The 25,637-nt window shown below is 71.5% G+C and carries 18 protein-coding genes and 2 pseudogenes; 4 read left to right on the forward strand and 16 right to left on the reverse strand.

Annotation, left to right across the window (positions count from 1 at the left end; all coding sequences use genetic code 11):
- The first annotated feature begins 227 nt into the window (after positions 1-227).
- Positions 228-1,253, forward strand: coding sequence for a L,D-transpeptidase family protein (locus tag HIR79_RS12560; RefSeq protein WP_169958627.1), 1,026 nt, complete (start codon positions 228-230; stop codon positions 1,251-1,253).
- A 103-nt stretch (positions 1,254-1,356) separates the two neighbouring features.
- Here the strand turns inward: HIR79_RS12560 and HIR79_RS12565 are convergent, their stop codons facing one another.
- Positions 1,357-1,620, reverse strand: a complete 264-nt coding sequence (locus HIR79_RS12565) for an Lpp/OprI family alanine-zipper lipoprotein (protein WP_110069744.1) — start codon at positions 1,618-1,620, stop codon at positions 1,357-1,359.
- Positions 1,621-1,798: 178 nt separating this feature from the next.
- The gene (locus HIR79_RS12570) at positions 1,799-2,413 is read right to left on the reverse strand and encodes a L,D-transpeptidase family protein (RefSeq protein WP_169958628.1); all 615 of its coding nucleotides are present in this window, start codon (positions 2,411-2,413) and stop codon (positions 1,799-1,801) included.
- A 430-nt stretch (positions 2,414-2,843) separates the two neighbouring features.
- Between HIR79_RS12570 and HIR79_RS18510 the strand changes: the two are divergent.
- Both HIR79_RS18510 and HIR79_RS12575 read left to right on the forward strand, forming a co-directional pair.
- Positions 2,844-3,167: pseudogene (locus tag HIR79_RS18510) on the forward strand (phosphoketolase family protein); the annotation flags it as partial.
- Between the two features lie 40 nt (positions 3,168-3,207).
- Positions 3,208-5,013 carry a phosphoketolase family protein gene (locus tag HIR79_RS12575; RefSeq protein ID WP_249322144.1) on the forward strand — a complete coding sequence of 602 codons (1,806 nt, stop codon included), beginning with the start codon at positions 3,208-3,210 and terminating at the stop codon, positions 5,011-5,013.
- On the opposite strand, the gene HIR79_RS12580 is transcribed toward HIR79_RS12575, so the two are convergent.
- Genes HIR79_RS12580 through coxB form a run of 4 tightly spaced genes read right to left on the reverse strand, consistent with a single transcriptional unit; the run spans position 5,010 to position 11,106 of the window.
- On the reverse strand, positions 5,010-7,235 hold the full coding sequence (locus HIR79_RS12580) for a heavy metal translocating P-type ATPase (protein WP_249322145.1): 2,226 nt from the start codon (positions 7,233-7,235) through the stop codon (positions 5,010-5,012). The two genes, HIR79_RS12575 and HIR79_RS12580, sit on opposite strands and share 4 nt — an antisense overlap.
- 9 nt (positions 7,236-7,244) lie before the next feature.
- Entirely contained in the window at positions 7,245-7,601 is a 357-nt protein-coding gene (locus tag HIR79_RS12585) for a hypothetical protein (protein WP_169958629.1), read from the reverse strand.
- The gene (gene ctaD / locus HIR79_RS12590; RefSeq protein ID WP_169958630.1) at positions 7,598-10,126 is read right to left on the reverse strand and encodes a cytochrome c oxidase subunit I; all 2,529 of its coding nucleotides are present in this window, start codon (positions 10,124-10,126) and stop codon (positions 7,598-7,600) included. The genes HIR79_RS12585 and ctaD overlap by 4 nt, the downstream gene beginning before the upstream one ends.
- Entirely contained in the window at positions 10,123-11,106 is a 984-nt protein-coding gene (coxB, locus tag HIR79_RS12595; protein WP_249322146.1) for a cytochrome c oxidase subunit II, read from the reverse strand. The genes ctaD and coxB overlap by 4 nt, the downstream gene beginning before the upstream one ends.
- 123 nt (positions 11,107-11,229) lie before the next feature.
- Between coxB and HIR79_RS12600 the strand changes: the two genes are divergently transcribed.
- Positions 11,230-11,688, forward strand: coding sequence for a DUF2231 domain-containing protein (locus tag HIR79_RS12600; RefSeq protein ID WP_169958631.1), 459 nt, complete (start codon positions 11,230-11,232; stop codon positions 11,686-11,688).
- A gap of 26 nt (positions 11,689-11,714) precedes the next feature.
- Here the strand turns inward: HIR79_RS12600 and HIR79_RS12605 are convergent, their stop codons facing one another.
- The 10 genes and pseudogenes from HIR79_RS12605 to topA all read right to left on the reverse strand — a co-directional run bounded on the left by HIR79_RS12605 (position 11,715) and on the right by topA (position 25,476).
- Positions 11,715-12,137, reverse strand: coding sequence for a CopD family protein (locus HIR79_RS12605; protein WP_169958632.1), 423 nt, complete (start codon positions 12,135-12,137; stop codon positions 11,715-11,717).
- A gap of 97 nt (positions 12,138-12,234) precedes the next feature.
- Positions 12,235-13,827, reverse strand: a complete 1,593-nt coding sequence (locus HIR79_RS12610; RefSeq protein ID WP_169958633.1) for an ABC-F family ATPase — start codon at positions 13,825-13,827, stop codon at positions 12,235-12,237.
- Between the two features lie 280 nt (positions 13,828-14,107).
- Positions 14,108-14,539: a hypothetical protein gene (locus HIR79_RS12615; protein ID WP_119020411.1), complete on the reverse strand. Its 432-nt coding sequence runs from the start codon at positions 14,537-14,539 to the stop codon at positions 14,108-14,110.
- A gap of 10 nt (positions 14,540-14,549) precedes the next feature.
- A complete protein-coding gene (locus HIR79_RS12620; protein WP_169958634.1) occupies positions 14,550-15,017 on the reverse strand; it encodes a 2-hydroxyacyl-CoA dehydratase in 468 nt (155 codons plus the stop codon).
- A 129-nt stretch (positions 15,018-15,146) separates the two neighbouring features.
- Entirely contained in the window at positions 15,147-15,620 is a 474-nt protein-coding gene (locus tag HIR79_RS12625; RefSeq protein ID WP_169958635.1) for an NYN domain-containing protein, read from the reverse strand.
- A gap of 29 nt (positions 15,621-15,649) precedes the next feature.
- Positions 15,650-18,838: an efflux RND transporter permease subunit gene (locus HIR79_RS12630; protein WP_169958636.1), complete on the reverse strand. Its 3,189-nt coding sequence runs from the start codon at positions 18,836-18,838 to the stop codon at positions 15,650-15,652.
- Complete coding sequence (locus HIR79_RS12635) at positions 18,835-19,989, reverse strand: efflux RND transporter periplasmic adaptor subunit (RefSeq protein WP_169958637.1); 1,155 nt, start codon at positions 19,987-19,989, stop codon at positions 18,835-18,837. Before HIR79_RS12635 ends, HIR79_RS12630 begins: the two co-directional genes overlap by 4 nt.
- Complete coding sequence (locus tag HIR79_RS12640; protein ID WP_169958638.1) at positions 19,986-22,232, reverse strand: TolC family protein; 2,247 nt, start codon at positions 22,230-22,232, stop codon at positions 19,986-19,988. Before HIR79_RS12640 ends, HIR79_RS12635 begins: the two co-directional genes overlap by 4 nt.
- A gap of 142 nt (positions 22,233-22,374) precedes the next feature.
- Positions 22,375-22,839 (reverse strand): DUF6586 family protein, encoded by a 465-nt coding sequence (locus HIR79_RS12645; protein ID WP_169958639.1) that lies wholly within the window; start codon positions 22,837-22,839, stop codon positions 22,375-22,377.
- Positions 22,836-25,476, reverse strand: a pseudogene (gene topA, locus HIR79_RS12650) (type I DNA topoisomerase). The gene HIR79_RS12645 and the pseudogene topA overlap by 4 nt, the downstream one beginning before the upstream one ends.
- Positions 25,477-25,637: the final 161 nt, after the last annotated feature.

Genomic DNA, 25,637 nt, shown 5'->3' on the forward strand with positions numbered 1-25,637 from the left:
CAGGTGAAGAGACGACGGCCTGCGCCGCAGCGCGCAGGCGGTCTCCTGGTGGCGAACAGCTGGCCGAAACGCTGGCGAACCGCCGCGGCTCAGGGCAATCTATACTGTCGGCAAGGCATCTCATTGCGACCGATAACTGATGGCACCGGGCAGGGAGCGCCCGATGCCAGTACTGATGGTTGGCTCGGACCCCAGGGTCGGCGCCCCACACGAGACGAACGACGTTGATGAACACCACGACACTGGCAAGGCGCACCGCCCGCTGCGCCATCACCCTGGGCCTCTCCGCCCTGCTCGCCACCGGCGCCCTCGCCGAGGAGCGCGACAGGCCGCGCGGCCATTTCCCGCTGCCGGAAGCCGGCAACGTGATCGGCGAGAACTACACGGTCACCGTGCAGGAGGGGGAGACCCTGGTCGACCTGGCTCGCACCCACAACGTGGGCTACGAGGCCATCCGCATGGCCAACCCCGACGTCAGCATCTGGGCCCCCTTCGCAGGCACCGAGGTGACGATTCCCAACCAGCACATCCTGCCCGACGCCGAGCGCGAGGGCATCGTCATCAACCTCTCCGAGATGCGGCTCTACTACTACTCCGCCCCGGGGATCGTGGAGACCTACCCGATCAGCGTCGGCCGCGACGGCTTCTCCACCCCGGTGGGCGTGACCCGCACCACCGTCAAGGTGAAGGATCCCCACTGGTCGCCGCCCCGCTCCATGCGCGAGGAAGCCGCCGCCCGCGGCGAGCCGCCGCCCGCCGTGGTGCCCCCCGGCCCGGACAACCCGCTGGGCCGCCATGCCATCCTGCTGGGCATCCCCAGCTACCTGATCCACGGCACCAACCGTCCCGATGGCGTCGGCATGCGGGCCAGCCGCGGCTGCATCCGCATGTTCCCGGAGGACATCGAGTCGCTCTACGAGCGCGTGCCCAGCGGCACCCGGGTCAACATCATCGACCAGCCCTTCAAGGCCGGCTGGGCGCCGGACGGCACCCTCTACGCCCAGTCCTTCCCCCCCCTGGAGGAGAACGAGGCGAGCTTCGAGCCCCTGCTCAACGCCATCGAGACCGTGGCCAGGGCCTTCGGCGACGAGCAGCCGCCGGTGGACTACGCCCGCCTGCGCGAGCTGGTCGAGCAGCCCGACGGCCTGATCGTGTCGCTGCTGCACACCGCTGACGAGGCCCCCACCCCCGCCGCCCCCGAGCTTGAGGTCGATGGCCTCTTCGGTGGCGAGCTGGAGCTCGGCGCGCGGTAATCGCCGAGCGCCCGCCCCACAACGAGAAGACCCCGCCGAGGCGGGGTCTTCTCTTGTTGCAGAACCACCGCTGCCCGAGGGCAGCGCCGGCACTCCGGCAGAATTACTTCTGCATGGAGCGCTGGAACATGCGGTTCATTTCGTCGCGGTTCTGCTCGGACATCTGCAGGGCCGCCTGGGCGTCGCGCTGCGCCTGGTTGGCGGTGTTCTGGGCCTGGGTAGCGATGCTGCGAGCTTCGGCAGCGTCGGCCTGTGCGGATTCAGCGGTCTGGCGAACTTCTTCCAGGGCGCTGGTGGAGGCACAGCCAGCCAGAATGGCCAGGGAGGCAGCGGCGGCGGTCAGCTTCAGGGTGGTCTTCAGAGTCATGGTGTTCTCCTTGAGTCTTCCTTGGGTACTGCGTTGGTGATTGCCTGGAATCAGGCTTCCTGCACGAGCAGGCCATCTTGCAGCGACTTGTGCTGCTTAGCACAGGAGTCAAACGCTGTTTTATTATAGACAACGGCGCTTGTCCATAGCTTTGATCTTCCCTTACGCAAGTAACAGCCTAGCGGATCACGACGCGGGTGCCAATGTCGATCAACGAGGCGAGCCGTTCGATCTGCTCATCGGTCACCGCCACGCACCCCTGAGTCCAGTGAAACTGCTGGTGAACGTCGGGATCGCCCTTGCCGATACCGTGGATACCGATGAAGCCGCCGAGCGCCGTCTGCTGGGGCGGATAGCCGCGCTGACGGTAGTAGTCGAAGTAGTGGTCGTAGTCCTGCTGGGTGAAGACCCCCTCCTCCAGCGCCATGCGCGCGTGGGTCGGCGTGGGGTAGTCCAGACCGATGAAGATGTGCCAGTCGCTCTCGTGATTGAAGCGATTGACGCGGAATTCGCCCAGGGGGGTGACGTTGCTGCCGCGACGGCGCGCCGCGCTGGCACCGCTGCGGCCTAGCGAGATCGGGGCGTAGCGCTCCAGCTGGCGGTTGCCGCGGTAGACGGTCAGGGTCGCCTCACGGTCGTCCACCAGCACCCAGACCTCGTCGTCATGGCGAGGCACATGGGCACGGGAGAGCACGGTCTCGATCAGATTGGCGGAGGCCCCCTGGGTGCCGAGCAGCGCCACGGGTGCGCCGAGGGCCAGCAGGGTGAAACGGCGACGGGAAAGCGGATTCATCGATAGGTCGCTCAAGCCGGGAAGGTGAGTGATTCTCCAGCGTTTATAGCGCACCCTGCCCCCTTCTGTCAGGTCTCGTGCCTCAATGCGGCCAGCGCTGATCCAGAGCATGGCCACCCGCCGCGGCGCCATCTAGGCTGGAGGGGAGCCCGCCTCCCGCGTCAGGCCTCGCGTTAGCCCACCAGGAGCCCCCATGACCCGAGCGAACCGCCCCGCCCTTCCCGCCGCCTTCGCCGCCTTCGCCGACGATCCCGACTTCGCCACCTGGGCCGCAGGACACGGCGTGATCCAGCACGACGCGGTGACCATCGAACGCATCGCCCAGCTGCTGACGCGCCATGCCGCCGAGCCGGCGCGCCGCCGAGCCTGGCTCAGGCGCCTTGCCGCCGCCGATCGCCTGGCCTGCATGGGCATGTGGCTGGTGGCCCACATGACCTACGCCCGCCGCGTGCGCCTGGACGGCGAGCCGCTCACCGCCGAGGACTTCAAGCCCACCCCCGAGGGGCACACCGGCGGCGCGCTCAACATGGTGCCCGCCTACGTGGGCTATCTCGCCGCCAACGCCATGAGCGACCTCACCCGCAGCTGGCTGATGGGCCAGGGCCACTGTGTGGCGGCCATCGACGCCGTGAACCTGCTGGTGGACAACCTGGGGCCCGCCCACGCGACGCGCTACGAACTCAGCGACGAGGGCCTGACCCGGCTGGTCAACGACTTCTACCACTGCGGGGTGGACCCCGACGGCCACCCGGTCTCGCCACTGGGCAGCCACGTCAACGCCCACACCGCCGGCGGTGTCAGCGAGGGGGGGCTACCTGGGCTTCGCCGGCCTGCAGTACGTGCACATGCCGCTGCCCGGGCAGCACCTGGTGGCCTTCCTCAGCGACGGCGCCTTCGAGGAGCAGCGCGGCAGCGACTGGGCCTCGCGCTGGTGGCGGGCCGACGACTCGGGCCCGGTGGTGCCGGTGATGATCGCCAACGGGCGGCGCATCGACCAGCGCACCACCATGAGCCAGGCCGGCGGCACCGACTGGTTCGAGGACCACCTGGTCCTCAACGGCTTCGCCCCGCTGACCATCGACGGCCGCGACCCGGCCGCCTTCGTCTGGGCGATTCTCACCGCCGAGGCGGAGCTCGCCGACCAGGCCGAGCAGGCCCGCGCCGGCCATGCCCGCTACCCGCTGCGCCTGCCCTACGTGATCGCCGAGACGGTCAAGGGCTTCGGTTTCCCCGGGGCCGGCACCAACGCCGCCCACAACCTGCCGCTGGTGGGCAACCCCGCCTCGGACGAGGCCGCCCGGCGCCTCTTCCATGAGGGGGCCGCCGCCCTGCATGTCGCCGAGAGCGAGCTGCGCGCGGCCATCGCCACCCTCAACAACCACGCCGAGAGCGAGCGGGTGCGGGAGCGCGACCACCCCCTGGCCCACCCGCATCCCGACCTGCCCACCCTGCCCGAACCGCTCGCCTGGCCCCTGGGCGAGCGTATCTCGCCCATGGCCGCCATCGACGAAGCCTTCGCGGCCCTGGTGGCGGCCAACCCTGGGCTGCGGGTGCGGGTCGGCAACCCCGACGAGATGCGCTCCAATCGCCTCAACCTCACCCTGGACCGGCTCAAGCACCGGGTCACCGACCCCGAGCCCGGCGTCGCCGAAGCGCTGGACGGCGCCGTGATCACCGCGCTCAACGAGGAGGCGGTGGTCAGCGCGGCGCTGGCCAACAAGCAGGGGCTCAACCTGGTGGCCAGCTACGAGGCCTTCGCGGTGAAGATGCTCGGCGCCATGCGCCAGGAGATCATCTTCGCCCGCCACTGCCGCGAGGCGGGTCGCCCGCCCGGCTGGCTCTCGCTGCCGGTGCTGGCCAGCTCCCACACCTGGGAGAATGGCAAGAACGAGCAGTCCCACCAGGACCCGACCCTGTGCGAGGCGTGGCTCGGCGAGATGGATGACGTGGCGCCGACCCTCTTCCCGGTGGATGCCCCCAGCGCCGCCGCCGCCCTGCAGGCGCTCTACGCCAGCCGAGGGCGCATCGCGGTGATGGTGGTGCCCAAGAGCCCGATGGCGGTGCGGCTGACCGAAGAGCAGGCGACACGGCTCGCCGAGGATGGCCTGCTCTGCCTGCATGAGGCCGCCTCACCGCGCCTGCAGCTCTTCGCCGTGGGCGCCTACCAGCTGGCGGAGATGGAGCACGCCCTGGCGCGCCTTGAGCGTGCGGACGTGGCGACGAGCCTCTACGTGATCCAGGAGCCCGGCAAGCTGCGCGAGGCCCGTGACGAGGACGAGGCCAGCGCCGTGCTCAGCCAGTGTCGCCTCAGCACCCTGGTGCCGGAGGTCGCCGCTCGTGTCTTCCTCGCCCACTGCCGCCCCGAGCCCCTGGCCGGGGTCCTGCGCCCCCTGGATACCGGGGCGCGCTCGCGCTTCCTGGGCTACCGCAACCGCGGCGGCACCCTGGACACCTTCGGTATGCTGTTTGCCAATCGCGCCACCTGGGCCCATGTCCTGGAGGCGGCCAGCGAGGTGGCCAGGCTCGACCTGGACGCCCTGCTCAGCGCAGACGAGCAGGCGGCCCTGGCCGGTGAGGGGGACCCGGAGGTGCTGCGCTAGCCGCGCCCCACGGCCAGCCGGGCAGCGTTGGCCACCACCGAGAGCGAACTGGCCACCATGGCCAGCACCGCCACCTGGGGCGGGATCACCATCCAGGCGGCTAGCCCCAGAGCCAGGGCGTTATAGAGCGCCGAGAGCGCAAGATTCTGGCGCATCACCCGCCGGGTGGCCCGGGCGACGGCGATGGCAGAGGCCACCCCCTGCACGCCCTGGCCCAGCAGCTGGATGGCGGCGACATCGCGGGCCGCGGCGCTGGCCTGCGCGGTGGCCACCCCCACCGCCGCCGCGGCCAGGGCCGGTGCATCGTTGATGCCGTCTCCCACATAGAGCACCGGGCCCGGCAGCGCGGCCACCAGGCGGCGCTTGGCCTCCGGCGAGCGGCCGCCGTAGCAGGCCCCGGGCGCCAACCCCAGTCGCCGGCCGAGGCGGCGCACCAGCGCCGGGCGATCTCCGCTGATCAGCGCCAGGGTCAGGCCCCGGTGGCGCAGCGCCGCAAGGCTGGCCGCGGCGGTGGGTTCGGGGTCGTCCTCGAGCCAGAGGGTCCCCAGCCGCTGGCCGTTGCGGGCCAGCGCCACCTCGCTGGCCCAGGGTGGCACGGCCTCGCGCTGGGCCGGCGCCGCACCCCGCTCGGCCAGCCAGTCGGAGGCGCCGATACGCAGCCGCGTGCCATCGGCCTCGCGGGCCTCGCGTCCCCGCCCGGGATGCTCCTGCACCTCGGCCGGCGCCTGGCCCGGGTCGATTCCCGCCTCGGCGGCGGCGGTGCGGATCGCGAGCCCCAGGGGGTGCTCGCTGCCCCACTCGGCGCGTGCCGCCAGGGCCAGCAGGTCATGCTCCGCCACGCCGGGGGCGGGACGCACGGCGGCCAGTCGAAGCGCCCCGCGGGTCAGGGTACCGGTCTTGTCGAAGGCCACGGCGCGAACCTGGCCGGCGAGCTCCAGGGCCGCCGGGTCGCGAAACACCACGCCGGCCTCCAGCGCCCTGGCCGTGCCGGCCAGGCTCGCCAGGGGCACCGCCAGGCCCACCGCACAGGGGCAGGCCACCACCAGCACCGAGAGGGCGCGCACCGCCGCCTCTTCCGGGTCTACCCCGGCCAGCAGCAGGGCGGCCAGGGTCACCAGCGCCAGGGCCACGGCGGCGGGGCTGAGCCAGGCCGCGAAGCGCTCCGCCAGGCGGCGCAGCTCGCCCTTGCCCGCCTGCAGGGCCTGCACCTGGCGATAGAGCCCATCCAGGCGTCGCTCGCCCACTCCGGCGGTCACCCTCAGGGTGAAGGGGTCGCCCAGGTTGCGACAGCCCGCCGAGAGCCGCGCGCCCCGGGTCAGGGTGCGCGGGCGGCTCTCGCCGGTGAGCAGGGCGAGATCCAGCCGCGCCGCCGCATCGAGGAGCTCGCCATCCAGCGCCAGGGTCTCGCCGCTGGCCACGCGAAGGCGCTCGCCGGCCGCCACTTCCGCGACGGGCACCCGGGCTTCTCCGCCCGTCGGGTCCAGCCGGCAGGCTTGCGCCGGCAGCGGGGCCAGCCCCCCCAGGGCGCGCAGCCCACGATAGCGGGCCAGGGTCTCCACCCAGCGCCCCGCCAGCAGCAGCAGCACCAGCATCACGGCGGTATCGAAGTAGACCTCCGCGGAGCCGCGCCAGAGCAGCCAGAGGGAGACCCCCAGCGCCCCGATCACGCCCAGCGAGACCAGGGCATCCATGCCGGGGCGCCCCGCGCGCAGGGTGCGCCAGGCAGCGCGGTAGAAGGGCCAGGCGGCGAGCGTGACCACCGGCAGCGCGAAGGCGCCGGAGACCCAGGCCAGCACCCGCTCCAGGCGAGGCTCCGGCAGGGCGCCGGCGTAGATCAGGAGCGACGCCAGCATGGTCCACATGCCGAACACCGCGGCCGCCAGCAGCCGCCCCGCCAGAGCCCGGCTCTCGCTGTCCAGCCGCTGGCGGGCATCCGGCGCCGCCTCCAGGTCACGCAGCCGGTAGCCGAGCCGGCCCAGCGCCGCCGCAACCCGCTCGGGGGCTACCGCCGCCGGCGTGCCCTCCACCAGCAGGGTGGCGGAGAGGTAATCGACCCCCACCCGGCTCACCCCGGGCAGGCGCCCCAGGCGGTGCTCGATGGCCAGGGCGCAGCTGGTACACCACATGCCCGTAACGGAGCAGAGCAGGCGGGCGTCACCCTCCGCGACGCTCTCGTCCAGGGCGTCTCGGGTGGCATCCAGGGAGGAAGCGTGCGCGGCCATAGCGGCTCCCTAGAGGCAGGGTGGCAGGGCCACGATGGGCAGGCCGACGAAGGCCACCCCGGCCGCCGAGAAGAGATGCAGCCCGGCCCCCGTCAGGGCGATGAAGCGCGCCCCGCCCACGCCGCCCCGGCCGGCCTTCATCCCCCGCCAGGCCAGCCAGGCGAGCAGCCCCAGGGTGGCCAGGGTAAGCAGGGCGAGCCCGCCGTTGATGGCGGTGAGCGCCCCCTGCCCCGGCCGCGGTGGCGCCAGCTCGCAGGCCACCGAGAGCCCGCCGTATAGGGCCACGAACCAGAGGCTCCAGAGGGTCAGCCCCAGCAGCAGCTGGGCAGGGTGGCTCGGTGCCCACCAGCGACGCAGCAACGTCATGGGCCGGCTCCCGTCAGCCGCGGCAGCAGCGCCATGGCCGCCGCCAGGATCCAGTAGACGCCGAGCTGGTAGCGCCACAGCAGCGCCACCACCCCGGGCTCGAAGGGCAGCCGGGCCCCCACCAGGCCGAGACCTGCCCGCCAGGCCTGCAGCGCGGCGAGCAGGGCGGCGAGCCCGCCGTGGCCCAGCAGGTAGGCGAGCCCCACCAGCAGGGTGGCGTCGTGGGCCGTGGCGGTGGGCGCGAGGCCCGCATTCATCAGCGTGACGAGGAGCAGGACCACATGCAGCCCGCCCAGCGCCGCGATGCCCCCAAGCGCCAGCACCAGGCCCGCCTCGCGGCCGCGCTTCAGCGCCGCCACCCGCCGCTCCAGCCAGAGGGTGCCCAGGGTGAGGGCCGCCCCGGAGGCGAGCAGCAGGGGCAGCGAGAGCGGCGAGCGCGCCGGCATCTGCCACTCGGGCGAGACCGTCCAGAGGTAGAACCAGCCGAACAGCAGCGACAGGAAGAAGGCGCCGTCGGCGAGCAGCGCCACCCCCATGGTCCAGCGCCCGGGGCCGTCGGCGGTGCGCGAATGCAGCGGCGGGTCCTCGGGCTCGTCGGGCCCCAGGGGCACGGCCAGGCGATGGCCGCCGTTCTCCCAGGACCAGCGCAGCAGCAGCACCCCGGCGCCGGCCAGGCCCAGCAGCGACAGCGGGTAGAGGCGCGTCAGCAGGCTCACGCAGACCACCGCCAGGCAGAGCGCGGCATAGAGCGGCAGCAGGCTGTTGCCGGGCAGGTGGATCAGCTCGCGCACGCGGCCGGTGAGCGCCTCGCCGCCGAGCAGCTCGCGGCGGCCGTGGGCGGCGCCGGGGCGCACACCCTCGCCGCGGGCGATGGCGTCGCCCAGGGTCGGCGTCTCCCACAGCGGATGGCGGCTCTCCACCCGGGGCAGGCTCGCGAAGTTGTAGCTGGCCGGCGGCATCGCAAGGCTCCACTCCAGGGTGTCGGCGCCCCAGGGGTTGCGCGGCGCACTGCGCCCGAAGCGGCCGTGGAGCACCAGGTCGAGGAGCACGGCGGCCACGCCCGCCGCCATCATGAAGCCGCCGATGGAGGAGATCAGGTTGTAGAGGTCCCAGCCCATGGCGCTGTCGTAGGTGTAGACGCGCCGCGGCATGCCGAGAAGCCCGGTCCAGTGCATGATCAGGAAGGTGAGGTTGAAGCCCAGGAAGGTGAGCCAGAACCCCAGCCGCCCGAGGCGCTCCGAGGGCATGCGCCCGGTGACAAGCGGCAGCCAGTAGTAGGCCCCGGCCAGCAGCGGGAAGAACATGCCGCCCACCAGCACGTAGTGCATGTGGGCCACCACAAAGTGGGTATCGTGGACCTGCCAGTTGAAGGGCACCAGCGCCAGCATCACACCGGTGAGCCCGCCGCAGACGAAGATCACCAGGAAACCCGTGATCCACAGCATCGGCAGGCTCATGCGCGGCCGCCCCAGCCAGAGCGTCGCCAGCCAGACGAACACCTGGATGGCGGTGGGCACCGCCACCAGCATGCTGGCCGCCGAGAAGAAGGCCTGGGCGAGCTGGGGGATGCCCACGGTGAACATGTGGTGCACCCAGAGTCCGAAGCTGATGAAGCCGGTGATGACGATGGCCGCCACCACCCAGCCGTAGCCGACGATGGGGCGCCCGGCGAAGACCGGAATCAGGGTCGAGACGATGCCCGCCGCCGGCAGGAAGATGATGTAGACCTCGGGGTGGCCGAAGAGCCAGAAGAGGTGCTGCCAGAGGATCGGATCGCCGCCGCCGGCCACCGTGAAGAAGGGCATCCCCGCGGCGCGCTCCAGCTCCAGCAGCACGCTGCCGAGAATCAGCGGCGGGAAGCCCACCACGATCATCAGCGCCATGGCCAGGATGTACCAGGCGAAGAGCGGCATGCGGTGCAGCGCCATGCCCGGCGCCCGGGTGCGCAGGATCGACACCGTAAGCTCCACCCCGGCGGCCAGCGCCGAGATCTCCACGAAGGTGATGCCCAGAAGCCAGAAGTCCGACCCGGGCCCTGGGGCGAACTCGCTGCTGCTCAGCGGGGTGTACATGAACCAGCCGCTGTCCGGGGCCATCTCCAGCAGCAGGCTCGAGAAGAGGATGATGCCGCCGAACAGGTAGCACCAGTAGCCGAAGGCGGTGAGCCGCGGGCAGACCAGGTCGCGGGTGCCGATCATCTTGGGGATCAGGTAGATCGCCAGCCCCTCCAGCATGGGGATGGCGAACAGGAACATCATCACCGTGCCGTGCATGGTGGTGACCTGGGCGTAGATCTCCGGCGACATGAAGGCCTGGTCGGGCAGCGCCAGCTGGGTGCGCACCAGCATCGCCAGCACCCCGCCCAGCAGGAAGAAGACCAGGCCCGTGGCCATGAAGCGCAGCCCCAGGGTGCTGTGGTTGACCACGCTGAAGATGCCGCGCAAGCCGCGGGGATTGCCCCACACCGCCTCCATTTCGCGGTGCAGCCGCTCGGCCTCGGGGGTGGGTCGCATCGTCTCGCTCATGGCGCCAGGGCCTCCAGCCAGGCGCCCAGGGCCGCGAGGTCCTCGGGCGCGAGGTGATCGTGGGCGGGCATGCGATTGCCGGGCTTCAGGCGCTGGTGCTCGGCGAGCCAGAGGGCCACGGCCCCCTCCTCCATGGCCAGGGTGCCGGCGCCCAGGGTGGCGCGGGCGCCGAGGTCGGTCAGGTCGGGCCCGATGCCACCATCGGAGAGCCCCGCCACCCGATGGCAGCTGGCACACTGCTCGGCGAAGGTCTCCCGCGCCGGGGCATGGGCGTCTTCCCGATCCAGCGACTCGGGCTCGGCGTCGCGACGCGCCGCCAGCCAGGCCTCGAAGGCCTCCGGCGGCACCGCCTCCAGATGGAGCTGCATATGGGCGTGCTGCACCCCGCAGTATTCGGCGCACTGGGCACCGAACACGCCAGAGACGTCGGCCTCGAGACGGATGCGGTTGATGCGCCCGGGGATCATGTCGATCTTGCCGCCCAGGCGCGGCACCCAGAAGGCGTGGATGACGTCGGCGCCGGTGACGTGGAAGTCCACCGGTTCCCCGACGGGCATCACCAGGTGGTTGGCGGTGACCACCTCACCCGCCTCGTCCGGGTAGCGGATCTCCCACCACCACTGGTGGCCGGTGACCTCGATCACCCGAGGAGGCTCCCCACCGGGCAGCGGCAGGGGCAGCAGCCGCTGTCCCGCGGGCACCCCGAAGGCCAGCAGCACCAGGATGCTCACCCCGGGCAGCAGGACGCCGCCGCCCAGGATCCAGCGCAGCCCCAGCCGGCGCTCCGCCTCGGGGCTGCGCCGAGGTTGCTCCCGGGGCCGGAAGGCGGCCAGCCACAGCGCCACCACCGCCACGAACACCAGCCCGAAGCCTGCCAGCATGCCCCACCAGAGCCAGGCCACGTCCCGGGCCGCCGGCCCCGCCGGGTCGAGGATGGAGTGGCTGCCGCTGCAGCCGGCCACTCCCATGGCGAGCGCCATGCTGAGCACCCCGCCCGCGCCCCTGAACCGCGCCCGGCGCGGCGGGCCCGGGTTGACCCGCCGGCCGCCGCGGCCTTCACTGAGGGGGACGCCACCCATGACGCCATCGACAGGGACGCCGCCATGCCAACGCCCCCAAAGCGCTCCATCCGCAGCCGCGCCGCCGTCGCCGGCCACCCCCTGCACCCGGTGATGATCCACTTCCCGGTGGCCGCCCTGCTCGCCCTGGTGGCCAGCGACCTGGGCTTTCTGACTACCGGCGACCCCTTCTGGGCCCGCGCCTCGCTGTGGCTGGCCGGGGTGGGCGCCTTCGGTGGCTGGTTCGCCAGCCTCGCCGGCCTCATCGACCTGGTGACGGTGCGCGGCATTCGCCGCCTGGTGACCGCCTGGAGCCACGCCATGGTGGCGGTGGTGATGCTCTCGCTCGCCTCGCTCAACTGGCTGTGGCGCTTCACGGGCGAGGCCCTGCTGCCCTGGGGGCTGGCGCTGAGCCTGGCCACCGCCGCGCTGATCGCCCTGGCGGGCTTTCTCGGCGGGCAGCTGGTCTACGAGCATGCGGTGGGCGTGGACCTGGACGACTGACGGCAGCGGCATCCCCTTCCTCCCCTTCACAGCGCCGGCTTGGCCAGCACCAGGCCGACCACCGCCAGCATGGCGAGCCCCGCCACGCTGCCGGCCAGCAGCGACCCGGCGACGACCCCGCGCGGCCGCTCCTGCTCCAGGCGCAGCAGCAGCCAGCCACACAGGCCGTGGGCCAGCACCATGACACAGACCGCCAGCAGCTTGAGCACCAGCCAGGGACCGGTGAGGCCGTGGAGCAGGAACAGCAGCGTGCCGGAGGCGATGGCGAGCAGCGCGACGGGGCTCGCCACGCCGTTGTAGAGCAGCCGCGGCAGCGGTGGCGCGCCGGGAGAGACGCCCTGAGCGACGCGCTCGGGGCGCGCCAGCTGGAATAGCAGCGCGGGCAGGTAGAGCAACACGCCGCACCAGCTCACCAGGGCGGCGATATGCAGGAACTTGATCCAGGGCATGGGCATCCTTGCGGCGACACCGACCCGCGGCCGGCAACACCCTCACCCTAGTCCAGCGTCGGCGAGGGGGCCAAGGCGTCCCTCAACGCCTCACCCCTCAGCCGTAGAGGCCCTGGCTTCTCAGGTAGTCGTCGTAGCTGCCGCTGAAGTCGGTGATGCCCTCCTCGCTCATGTCGAGGATGCGGGTGGCCAGGGAGGAGACGAACTCGCGGTCGTGGCTGACGAAGATCAGGGTGCCCGGGTAGTGCTCCAGCGCCAGGTTGAGCGCCTCGATGGACTCCATGTCCAGGTGGTTGGTGGGCTCGTCCATCAGCAGCACGTTGGGCCGGGTCAGGGTCAGCTTGCCGAACAGCATGCGCCCCTGCTCGCCGCCGGAGATCACCTTCACCGACTTGCCGATGTCGTCGCTGGAGAAGAGCATCCGCCCCAGCGCCCCGCGGATCACCTGCTCGCCGCCGTCGGTCCACTGCGCCATCCACTCGAACAGGGTGGCGTCGTTGGCGAAGTCGTCGGCGTGGTCCTGGGCGAAGTGGCCGAGATCCGCGCTGTCGGTCCACTTCACGCTGCCGGAGAGCGGCGAAAGCTCACCGGCCAGGGTGCGCAGCAGGGTGGTCTTGCCGATGCCGTTGGGGCCGATGATGGCGATGCGCTCGCCGGCCTCCACGGTCATGCCGAAGCCCTCGAAGAGCGTCGCCTCGCCGGGGTAGCCCTGGGCGAGCCCCTCCACGTTGACCGCGTTGCGATGGATCTTGCGCGCCTGCTCGAAGCGGATGAAGGGGCTGACCCGGCTCGAGGGCTTGATCTCCTCGAGCTTGATCTTGTCGATCTGGCGCGCCCGGGAGGTGGCCTGCTTGGCCTTGGAGGCGTTGGCCGAGAAGCGGCTGACGAAGGCCTGGAGGTCGGCGATCTGCGCCTTCTTCTTGGCGTTGTCGGCGTGCTGGCGCTCGCGGGCGGCGGTGGCCGCGGTCATGTAGTCGTCGTAGTTGCCCGGGAAGAGGCGGATCTCGCCGTAGTCAAGGTCAGCCATGTGGGTGCAGACGCTGTTGAGGAAGTGGCGGTCGTGGGAAATGATGATCATGGTGCTGTTGCGCGCCGTGAGCACCCCCTCCAGCCAGCGGATGGTGTTGATGTCCAGGTGGTTGGTGGGCTCGTCGAGCAGCAGCACGTCGGGGTCGGAGAACAGCGCCTGGGCCAGCAGCACGCGCAGCTTCCAGCCCGGGGCCACCTCGCTCATGGGGCCTGCGTGCTGCTCGATGGGGATGCCGAGCCCCAGCAGCAGTTCACCGGCGCGGGCCTCGGCGGTGTAGCCGTCGAGCTCGGCGAAACGCACCTCCAGGTCGGCCACCGCCATGCCGTCCTCCTCGCTCATCTCGGGCAGGGAGTAGATGCGCTCGCGCTCCGCCGCCACCTGGGAGAGCTCGGCATTGCCCATGATCACGGTGTCGATGACCCGCTCGTTCTCGTAGGCGAACTGGTCCTGGCGCAGCTTGCCGAGCCGGGCACCGGACTCGACCATGACCTGGCCCGAGGAGGGCTCGAGGTCGCCGCCGAGGATCTTCATGAAGGTGGACTTGCCGCAGCCGTTGGCGCCGATCAGGCCGTAGCGGTGGCCGTTGCCGAACTTGATGGAGACGTTCTCGAACAGGGGCTTGGCCCCGAACTGCATGGTGATGTTGGCGGTGGAGATCAAGGAGAGGGTCCGGTCGGTGCATGGAAGGGGCGCGATTGTACCGGTTATGGCCGCCCTTCACACCGCCCGCTGAGCCAGGAAGACTATCGACCGCGACACTCAGCTGAGGCTGTTGTGACTGGTGGGAGACCGGCTCCGCCGAGCGAATGGCGCCGCAGGCGCCCCGGCAGCGTTGCCGCATACCGCATGGGAGCCCTTCGGTCTCCATTCGCCGGGCGGAGCCCAGCTCCCACCAGAAAGCCCCAGAGGCAATAAGCCTCCGGGGCGCTGCCTCTCCTCCTCAGTCCTGACGATCGACGTTGAAGATGCTCTGCAGCTTGTGCTTCTTGCCGTAGATATGGACCGTGGTGTCGTCGAAGGGGAAGCGGTCCAGGTAGGGGCTGTCCGAGTTGAAGCGCGGCTTGTGGGCGTTGATCATCGCCGCGGCCAGGCGCTCGCGGTTGGCGCTGCCACACAGCCCCACCGCGTACCAGATCTCCTCGTCGGGCTGCGGGAAGGCGTGCCACTTGTCGCGATGGCCGTCATGCTGCAGGCCGTGGCGGGCGCTTCTGTGCTCACCCACGTAGAGCAGCTCCTGAACGTCCATCTCCTCGGTCTCGGGGTCCTTCGCCGCCCGGAACACGCAGTAGATGCCGGATTCGTCCGGGGCCTCCCGCAGGGTCGCCTCGGTCCAGTAGCCCAGCATCTTGGGGGAAAGCAGTTGTTCGCTCATGGTGGCCTCCTCAGTAGTCCTCGAGCCGCTGGATATCCCGGGCGATGCGCCGCACCTCGGCCTCGTGGCCGGCCGCCAGGGCCTCGAAGAAGGCCTTCTCGTCGCTGCCGCCGGCCAGCTCGGCGCGGTGGGCATAGAGATCCTGGAGAGTACGGTGGGCGGTCAGCGCCGTGGCCAGCACGGTCTGCACGCTGTCGCAGTCGATACCTTCCGGCAGGCGCTCGAGCACCGGCGGGTGGGGGAAGTCGGCGGGATCATCGAACCAGGCCGCCAGCACCTTGCTGTGGTCGCTGCCATCGTCCAGGTAACCGGTGAGGTCGTTCTCCTGCTTGCGCTCGCGCTCGGCCAGGTACTCCAGCGCCATGCGCACCCGCTCGCCCACATCGCCGCCCCCGGCCAGGGCGGTGTACTGCTCGGCCAGGCGCCGATGGTAGCCGGCGGCCCAGTCGACCAGCTCCTTCACCTGATGAAATCGCATGGCGCATCCTCCTCGTTGTTGTCGTCGCGGCCGCTGTGCCGGCCTGCTCCTGTCTTCATCCTAGCCAAGGGCGGGGCGGCGTGCTTGACGTGTATCAACGTAAGGCGATGAAGGGCGCCGATGGCAGAGCTAGCGCAGCAGCGTGGCGTCCACGGGCACGAAGCCGCTGGCGGCGCGCACCAGGGAATCGGCGGTGAGGCGCGCCACCCCGACGACGGTCACCCGAATGCCGAACCGCTGGCGCAGCCGGTCCACCAGGAGGTCGAAGTCGCCGTCCCCGGAGACCAGCACCAGGTGGTCGACACGCGGCCCCGCCTCCATGGCGTCCAGGGCGATGCCCACGTCCCAGTCGCCCTTGGCGGAGCCGTCGCTGCGCTGGATGAAGGGCTTGAGCTTCACGTCGAAGCCGATGGTGCGCAGGATGGCCTGGAACTGGCGCTGGCGGGGATCGCCGCGCTCCACCGCATAGGCGTTGGCCACCACCACCTCCTGGCCCGCTGCGAAGCGTGCCCAGAAGGCGTGGTAGTCGAAGTGCCGCCCGAAGGCCTCGCGGGTGGTGTAGTAGACGTTCTGCACATCGACGAAGAGGGCGACACGCTCCATGGGGCTGGCCTCGATCGGGAAAGAGACCCTCAGCCTGACACAGTCGACGCCTCGCCGTCGCGACGGCGCTCGAAGGGCACCCGCATCAGCAGCGAATAGAGCACCGGCACCACGCAGAGCGTGATCAGCGCCGCGGCCAGCAGGCCGAAGATGATGGTGATCGCCATGGGCGCCCAGAGCAGGCCCCCACCCAGCCACAGCGGCAGCAGGCCGCCGCTGGTGGTCAGGGTCGACATCAGCACCGGGCGCAGTCGCCGCCGCCCCGCCTCGAGGATCGCCTCCTGGGGCGAGAGCTTGCCGCGCTCGAGATCGATGCGATCGATCAGCACGATGGCGTTGTTGATGACGATGCCGGCCAGCGACACCACCCCAAGGAAGGTCATGATCCCGAAGTGGGAGCCGGTGATGGTCAGGCCGAAGATCACCCCGATCAGCGACATCGGGATGGTGGCCAGGATGATCAGCGGCCGGCGCAGGGAGTTGAACTGCACCACCAGCAGCAGCAGGATCGCCATGGCGCCGATCGGCAGCTTCTCGGCGATGGAGTCGGTGGCGATGCGCGACGACTCCACCTCGCCGCCGAACTCGTAGAAGACCCCGCTCGGCCACTCGGCCTGGCGCTCCTCGAGCCAGGGGCGCAGCTCGGCCGCCACCCCGGCGGCGGTGACCCCGGGGGCCAGCTCCGCCTCCACCGAGATGGTGCGGAAACGGTCCCGGCGCAGGATGCGCGCCGGTCCCCAGTCGAGCTCGACCACTGCCACCTGGGCCAGGGGCACCCCTACCCCGCCGCCGACGGGCAGCACGGTAACGCCCTCCAGGTCGTCCGGGGTGCGCGCTTCGCCGCGCTCGTTGCGCAGCTGGATCGGCACCAGGGTGTCGCCGTCGCGGAAAGTGCCCACCGTCATCCCGGAGAGCGCCGTCTGCAGGCTCAGCGCCACGTCGCGCTCGGTGACGCCGGCGCGCAGCGCCCGGGCGGGATCGACCTCGACGCGCAGCCGCTTGATCCACTCGCCCCAGTCATCGCGCACGTTGCGCGTACCCGACGCCTCGGCCACCCGCTGGCGCACCTCCTCGGCGATACGCCTGAGGGTCGCCTCGTCGTCGCCGGAGATCCGCACCGAAAGCGGCACCGTCACCGGCGGACCGAAGCTGGTGGCGGCCACGGTGGCCTGCAGGTCGGGGAAGCGCTGCGCGAGCCAGCCATCGAGCCGCTCGATCACCCCGTCCACCGCCTGCCAGCGGTTGGTCTGCAGCAGCAGGAAGGCGTACTCGGGGCTCGGCGGCTCCGGGGCGTGATTGATGATGTAGCGCTCGCCGCCGAAGCCGATGAAGCTGCCCCAGCGCTCCACCCCGTCACGTATCCACTCGCCCGCCTCGTCGCGCTCGGCGGCGAGTTCCTCGGCCAGGAAGGCCTCGATCTCCTCCACCACCGCCCGGGTGCGCTCGATCGGCGCCGAGAAGGGCAGGCGCAGCTCGGCGGTGACGATGGTGCGCTCCGCCTGGGGAAAGAATATCTTGGGCAGCGGCCCGAAGCCGAGCCAGGCCAGCCCCAGCAGGCCGGCCACCGCGGCCAGGGTCAGGGCGCGGTGGTGCAGCAGGGCCAGCAGCAGCCGACGGTAGCCGGCATAGACCCGCTCGGCGATGCGCGCCGAGAGCGGCGGTCGCGCCCGGCCCGCCGGATCGCTCTCCTCGTCGCGCGCCTCTCCCCCCGTCTGCCCCCGGGGCGAGGCGTCACCGTCCTTCGGCCTGACCTTGATAAAGGCCACGCAGAGCAGCGGGATCATGGTGAGCGACAGCAGCCAGGAGGAGAGCAGCGTGATGGTGACTACCTGGAACAGCGAGCGGGTGTACTCCCCCACGTCCGAGACCGCCAGGAACTGTGGCAGGAAGGCCGCCGCCGTGGTCAGCGAGGCGGTGAGCAGCGGAAAACGCAGCTGGCGGGCGGAGTCCAGCGCCGCCTGGCGCACGCTCTTGCCCTCCCGGGTGGAGACCTGGATCGACTCCACCATGACGATGGCGTTATCCACCAGCATGCCCAGCGCGATGATCAGCGCTCCCAGCGAGACCTGGTCGAGGCCGATGTCGAATAGCCCCATGAAGGCGAGGCAGGCGAGTATCGCCGAGGGCACCAGGCTCGCCACGATCAGCCCGGTGCGCAGCCCCAGGAAGAGCAGCATCACCACGCAGACCAGCGCCACCGCCTGCAGCAGGTTGATCAGGAACTCGTTGATGCGCTCCTCGACCCGGTCGGGCTGGTTGGCCAGCACCTCGAACTCGAGGCCCACCGGCAGGTCGCGCTCGAGGCGCTCGATGGCGCCCTGGACCTGCTCGCCCAGGTCGAGGATATTGCCCCCCTCGCGCATGGCGATGGCAATCGCCAGCCCCTGCACGCCGCCTGCGTGATAGCGGCTCATGGGCGGATCGGCGTAACCGTGGCGCACCTCCATCAGCGAGCCCAGGGGCACCAGGGTGCCGTCGGGCAGCGGCAGCAGCGCCCGGCGGATGTCGTCGATATGCGTGAAGTTGCCGGTGGGTTCAAGGATCAGCCGCTCGTCGCCGCTGCGGATCGCCCCGCCGGGCAGCACGATGTTGCGCGCGGCCAAGAGCTGGGCGAGCCCCTGGGGGGAGACGCCGAGCTCGGCCAGGCGCGCCTCGCTGTACTCCAGGAAGATGCGCTCCTCGGCGTAGCCGTGGATGTTCACCTTGGCCACGTCATCGAGCATCAGCAGCCGGTCGCGGACGTCGTCGGCGACCTCCTTGAGCTCCGCCTGCTCGTACCCCTCGCCGGTGAGCGAGAGCATGATGCCGAAGACGTCGCCGAACTCGTCGTTGATGATGGGCGCGTGGGCCTCGTCGGGCAGCCTGCCCCGGGCGTCGCCCACCTTGCGGCGCAGCTTGTCCCAGCCGGCCTGGACGTCCCTCACGTCGGGACGCAGCTCCACCCGGATGATGGAGACCCCGGCCCGTGAGGTGCTCTCGACGAAGTCGAGCTCCGGCATCTCCATGATGGCGGTCTCCAGCGGGTCGGTGACCAGCTGCTCGACCCGTTCCGGGGTGGCCCCGGGCAGATAGGTGACCACCTGAGCCACTCGCACCGTCACCGCCGGATCCTCTGCCCGGGAGATGGAGAGATAGCTGATCACCGCCCCCAGCAGCACCACCAGGAGCCCGGCGATGGTCACCCGGTTGTAGCGCAGCGCCGCCTCGGTCAGGGTCACGGCGAGGCCTCCGCGGCGCCACGCTCATCGAGCAGGCGCACCCGCATGCCGTCGTGGAGCCGGCTCATCCCCGCCACGATCAGGTGCTGGCCCGGCTCGAGCCCCGCCAGCACCTCGAGGCGCTCGCCGTGGCGACCGCCCAGGGTCACGGTAAGGCGCACCACCGTCGCCTCGCGGTCCCCGGTGGCATCGCTGGCATCGCGGCTTCCGTTCTCCTCTTCCCTGTCACCCCCTGGCTCGGCCACGTAGACAAAGTGGCCGTCGATGTCCTGCTGCACCGCCACCATGGGCACCCAGATGCCGCTGCCGGGGCCGCCCAGGGGCAGCGTCAGCTCCGCCGCCATGCCGGGCTGGAGCCTCGCGCGCTGCTCCTCCGTCAGGCCCGGTAGCGCCACCCGCACCGGCCAGGTGGCCTGGCGCGGGTCCACCGGCAGGCCGATCTCGGCCACCTCCCCGGCCAGGGTGAGGTCGGCGAGCGGCAGGCGCACCCGCAGCGGCGCCCCGATGACCAGCTCGCCGAGCAGGTCCTCCGAGAGGGCCGCGCGCACCTCCAGGTCGTCGCCGCAGGCGAGCACCAGCACCGGCTGGCCGGCACCGACGTTCTCGCCGGCCTCCGCCAGGCGGCTCGCCACCCGGCAGGCGTCGGGCGCCGCGAGGCGCGTGAAGCCGAGCTGTCGCTCGGCCAGGGCCAGGGCGTCCCGGGCGCCGTCACGCTGGGCCCGGGCGGCGTCGCGCTGGGCCCGGGCGGCGTCGAGGTCCCGGGCCGGGGCGCTGCCCGCCTCATAGAGGCGCCGGGCGCGCTGCCATTCGGCTTCGGCGTTGGCCGCCGCCGCCTCGGCACCGGCCAGGGCCGAACGGGCGCGGTCACGCTGCAGGCGCAGGTCGTCGGCCTCGAGCCGGGCCAGGGGCTGGCCGGCCGTCACCCGCTCCCCCACCGCCACCTCCAGGGCCTCGAGCTGGCCCGCCACCCGGAAGCTCATCCGGCGGTTGGCGGCCGCCTCCAGGCGCGCCGGCAGCTCGCGCTCGCCGGTCGCCCCATCGGCCTCGAGGACCAGGGTGCGCACCGGGCGCAGCGGCGCCTCCTCCACCGGCTCCTCGGCGCAGCCGGCCAGCAGTACCAGTCCCGCCAGCAGGATTCCCCGCATGCTCATCGTCCCTCTCCTGTCGTGTGCCCTTCCCCCAGCGCGCCGCCGGCGTCCGCCAGCAGCCGCTCTCGGGCCTCAGCCGCCATGGGGCCCGGGGTGATCCCCAGGGCGCGCTGCAGGTGCACCAGCGCCTGCAGCGCCTGCCAGCGCCCCTCGGCGGCGGCGAGGCCCGCCTGGCGTGCGCTGGTACGGGCATCGAGCAGCGCCACCTGGGAGAGCGCCCCTTCGCGCCAGGCCTCCTCGGCCAGGGCCAGGGCCTCCTCGGCGTGCTCGCGTGCCTCGTCGCGCAGGACGATGCGCCGCCAGGCGGCGGCGAGCTCGACGCTGGCCGCGCGCAGCCGGGCCTCGAGTCCCAGGCGCGCCTCGGCGTCCTCGAGGGCCACCTGCTCCAGGCGCGCCGCACTGCGGTCACGCTCGATGCTGCGCCGCCCCCCGGCATAGAGCGGCAGCCGCGCCGAGACCCCGACGCTCCACTGGTCGCGACCGGTATCGGGCAGCCCCACGCCCGCCCCCTCGAGGGCCCCGACGCCGGCCTGAACGACCGGGTTCGACGACTCCCAGGGGGCCCGCTCGCCCTCACCGGCCCGGGAGAGTTCGCTGGTATAGCGCGCCTCGAGGCCCACCTCGGGCAGCCAGAAGGCCCGGCGGCGCGAAGTCAGCTCCCGGTGTGCCGCCTGGCGCAGCTCGCCGATCGCCTCGAGCTCGGCAGAGTCGCGCAGCGCCGCGGTCACCAGCCGCCCCTGCCAGTCGGCGAGGCTCGCCGGGGAATCGAGGACCGCCAGGAACTGGTCATCACCGCCCAGCCATTCGGGGCCATCCAGCTCCGGTTCGACCGGCGCGAGTGGGGCGGCCGGGGCCCGACCCAGCCGGCGATTGAGGGCGATCGCCAGCCGCTCGCGGTCCGCCACCGCCTGTTCCAGGCGCTCCCGGGCCTGGGTGAGCTCCGCCTCGAAGCGGGCCACCTCGCCGCGCCCTACGGCGCCGGCGGTCTCGCCGCGCACCGCCTGGTCACGCTGGGCACGGGCCAGCTCCAGGTCGGCCTCGAGCACCTCGCGGCTGGCGTCGAGGCGCAGCAGGTCGAGAAACTCCCGTGATACCGCCAGCGCCAGGTCGAGGCTCTCCACCTCGAGCTCGGCGCGCCGGGCGCGGTCGAGGCTGCCGGCGACGGCGATGGCGGCCAGGGCCGGTTCGGAGAAGAGCAGCTGCTCCAGCACCGCTCCGCCGCTGACCAGGCGCTCCGGCTCCTGGCCCAGGGCGGCTCGGGCGCGGGTCTCGTCGATCATCCGCCCGGTGGCCTCCAGGTAGAGGCTGGGACGGTAGCGGGAAGCGGCCAGGTCACGGTCGAAGGCCTCCACCTCGACGCCCTGACGGGCAGCGGCCAGGGCCGGGCTCGCGGAAAGTGCCAGAGCCACCGCCTGGGAAAGTGCCAGGGGCGCTGCCTCCGGGGCGGCGGCCTCGCCCACCAGGCGCGCCTCGCCGAGCAGCGCAAAGCTCGGCGACCAGTCGAGCCGGGCGGCGGTCTCGAGGTTGAGCCAGGAGCGGCCCAGGCCGGGACGGGCGTCCAGGGGTTCGGGGGGACGGCCGGCGGCGACGTCATCCAGGCGCAGCGCCAGCCGGCGGCGCCAGGCGTCAGGATCCAGGGCGCCGGGGGAGGAGAGCAGCGCACCGCGCTCGACCTGACGGGCATCGGTCAGCGCCACGCTCGGCACCCCTGCCTCGGCCAGCCGGTCGAAGAGCCGGTGCTGGGCGTCTCCGTCGAGGCCGGGCAGCGCCAGCACCAGGGCGCCATCGGCGCCCTGCAGGTCGGCCGCGGAGGGATAGCGTGAGGGAGCCACGGCCAGGGGCACCAGCGCGATGCCCCGGAGGCGAGCCTGGCCGGCCAGGGCCTCGCCGGCAGCCTCCAGCGCCTCGGCAGGGCCGAGCAGCAGCACCCGGGAGGCGCTGGTCAGGGGCTCGAGGGCCAGGAGGTCAGTGGTGGTGAGAAACTCGGGGGATTCCAGGGCGTCCAGCCCCGGCAGGCGAACGCCGGTGCCGGGCGCCGCCGCGGCCAGTTCGGGCGTGCGCCGCCCGGCGGAGAGGCGTTCGAGCTCCTGGCGCAGCGCGGGCAGGTCGCCCTCGCCGCCGGGCAGCAGCCGGGGGTCGAGGGTCAGGTCGGCCGCCGCTGCGGAGGCCACCGCCAGCGGCAGGGCCAGCAGCGGTGCGGCGAGGTACCGGAGAATGAACAGACGCGTCCTTGCGATGGCGTTCATGGGGGCTTGGCCGGTAGGTGGGCGATGGCACCGAGTATAAACGACTGTTTGAAAGTTACCAGGCGCCGCACCGGCCTAAGGGCTCGGAGCTGATCCGTCGACAGGCCTCTCCTCGCCTTGCTGGCTTACTATCGGGGGAGGTCTACCACTCCTGGCTGGTTTCGCGCAGGGCGGCGATCTCGGCCTTGGCGGCCTGCAGGCAGCCGTGGAGCTCGTCGCCCAGGGCGGCGGCGCTGCCCACGGCGATCAGGCCGGCGGCGGCACCAGTGCGGCGGCGGGCGGCGCCTTCGCTTGCGTGCAGCGCCTCGAGCCTGCCGATCAGCCAGGCGAGCCAGCTGCCCGGCTGGGCGGCCAGCTCGCGCAGCCGGTGCAGCTCGGCGATGCCGGCCCCCTCGGGGCCGAGCAGTTCGCGCCAGTCGTGGCGGGGCAACCGTGCATGCTCGGTGACCTCGCGCAGCAGCGACTCGAGGGCCAGCTCGGCAAGCGCCAGGGCGCCCTCCTCCCCCGCCATGCGTCGCGCCTCGGCGTGCTCGTCGTCGCCGGCCTGGGTGTCGAGCAACAGCTCGGCCTGGTAGAGAAGCTGGTTGGTACGGGCTCGCGGGGTCACTTGCGCTTGTCCTCCACCTGCCAGCGGCTGCCGTCGAAGGTGGCCTTCCAGCCGGTGGCCTTGCCCTCCTCGTCGGTCATCACGAACTGCTCCTTGGCCTTGCGCGAGAAGCGGATCTGCGCCGGGCGGCCATCCGGATCCTCGCTGGGGGCGTCGAGCAGGTAGCGATACTTCTCGGGGAGCTCCTCGGCGTGGGCCTTGAGCTCGCGGACCAGGGGCGGGCGCGTCTCGCGGTTCTTGGGGAACTTGCTCGCCGCCAGGAACAGGCCGCTGGCCCCGTCGCGCAGCACGTAGTGGTCATCGACCTTCTGGCAGGCCAGCTCCGGCATGTCGATGGGATCCATCTTGGGCGGCGCCACCTCGCCGCTGCGCAGCAGCTTGCGGGTGTTCTTGCACTCGCTGTTGGTGCAGCCGAAGTACTTGCCGAAGCGGCCGCTCTTGAGCTGCATCTCGCTGCCGCACTTGTCGCACTCGATGGTCGGGCCGTCATAGCCCTTGATGCGGAACCTGCCCTGCTCGATCTCGTAGCCGTCGCAGTCCGGGCTGTTGCCGCAGATGTGCAGCTTGCGAGTCTCGTCGATCAGGTAGCTGTCCATGGCGGTGCCGCACTTCCCGCAGCGGTGCTTGGCCCGCAGGGCATCGGTCTCGGCCTCCTCGTCGGCGTCGGCGGCCACCGCCTCCTCCCCGGGCAGCAGGTCGATGGTGGTCTTGCAGCGCTCCTTGGGCGGCAGGTTGTAGCCGGAGCAGCCCAGGAAGACCCCGGTGGAGGCGGTACGGATCTGCATCTTGCGCCCGCAGCTGGGGCAGTCGATGTCGGTGGGCACCGGCTGGTTGGGGCGCATCCCCTCCTCGCTCTCGGCCTCCGAAAGCTCCTTCCGGAACTCGGCGTAGAAGGCATCGAGCAGCGCGCGCCAGTTGCGCTCGCCCTCGGCCACCTCGTCGAGGCCATCCTCCATGCGCGCCGTAAAGGAGTAGTCCATCAGGTCGGGGAAGGACTCCTTGAGGCGCTCGGTGACGATATCGCCGAGCTTCTCGGCATAGAAGCGCCGATTCTCCAGCTTGACGTAGCCGCGGTCCTGGATGGTGGAGATGATCGAGGCATAAGTAGAGGGCCGGCCGATGCCGCGCTTCTCCAGCTCCTTGACCAGGCTCGCCTCGGTGTAGCGGGCCGGCGGCTTGGTGAAGTGCTGCAGCGGGTCCAGGCAGGCCAGGGTCATGGGGGTACCCTCGGCGAGATCCGGCAGCGACTGGTCCTCGTTCTTGCCGGCCGGCTTCATCACGCGGGTGTAGCCGTCGAACTTGAGCACGCGCCCCTTGGCCTTGAGCTCGTAGCCGTCGACCTCCACGGTGAGGGTGCTGGAGAGGTACTCGGCCGGAGTCATCTGGCAGGCCACGAACTGGCGCCAGATCAGCTCGTAGAGCCGCTCGGCGTCGCGCTCCATGCCGGCAAGGTCGGTGGCGCGACGGCCCACGTCGGAGGGACGGATCGCCTCGTGGGCCTCCTGGGCGCCCTCCTTGCTGGAGTAGCGGTTGGGCGCCTCCGGCAGGTAGCGCTCGCCATACTCGCCGCCGATGAACTCACGCACGCTATCCACCGCATCCTTCGACAGGTTGGTGGAGTCGGTACGCATGTAGGTGATATAGCCCGCCTCGTAGAGGCGCTGGGCCAGGGTCATGGTCTTCTTCACCGAGAAGCCCAGCCGGCCGCTGGCGGCCTGCTGCAGGGTCGAGGTGATGAAGGGCGCGTTGGGCTTCGACCGCGTGGGCTTGTCTTCCCGCGAGGTAATGGCGAGTGACGCCTTCCTGAGCGCGGCGATGCGCTCCAGGGTCTCGGCCTCGGAGGTGGGCCGGAAGGCCTTGCCGTCCTGGCGCACCAGCTCGAAGCGCACCGGCTCGCCGTCGCCCCCCCTCGACCTGCGGCACCAGATCGGCATGGACGTCCCAGAACTCCTCGGGCACGAAGGCGCGGATCTCGCGCTCGCGCTCGACGATCAGGCGCATGGCCACCGACTGCACCCGCCCGGCCGAGAGGCCGCGGGCGATCTTGGCCCACAGCAGCGGCGAGAGCATGAAGCCGACCACGCGGTCCAGGAAACGCCGCGCCTGCTGGGCCTCGACCCTCGGGATGTTCAGGGTGCCGGGGTCCTTGAACGCCTCCTGGATGGCGTTCTTGGTGATCTCGTTGAAGACCACGCGCTTGTAGCGCGCGTCATCGCCGCCGATGGTCTCGCGAAGGTGCCAGGCGATGGCCTCCCCCTCGCGGTCGAGATCGGTGGCGAGATAGACGGTGTCGGCCTTCTGGGCCAGCTTCTGGAGCTCGGCGACCACCTTCTCCTTGCCCGGGAGGATCTCGTAGTGGGCCTCCCAGCCGTGCTCGGGGTCGATGCCCATGCGCCGGATCAGCTGCTCCTGGGACTTGCGCTTCCGGTACTCGGCCTTCTCCTCCGGCGACATCTTGCGGGTCGCCGCGGCCTGCCGCGCGCGCTCCTTGGGATCCGAGGCCGCCTTGCCCGAGCCGCTGGTCGGCAGATCACGGATGTGACCCACACTCGACTTCACGATGAAGTCGCTGCCGAGATACTTGTTGATCGTCTTGGCCTTGGCCGGCGACTCGACGATGACCAGTGACTTTCCCATAGTGCTCCACTGAAAGTGCATGGCGTGGACGTCGAGTCCTCGCCTGACAATGCCATACCGCCCTGATTCGGCGGGCGAAAAATGCGCCTACCCTAACCCAGCGCCTGGCATCGCGCCAGTGGGCGCCCGCGGTTGGCGCCTTTTGACCCTAGACCGCACCC

This window comes from Halomonas sp. PGE1 (assembly GCF_013000985.1).
GTDB lineage: Bacteria > Pseudomonadota > Gammaproteobacteria > Pseudomonadales > Halomonadaceae > Halomonas > Halomonas alkalicola.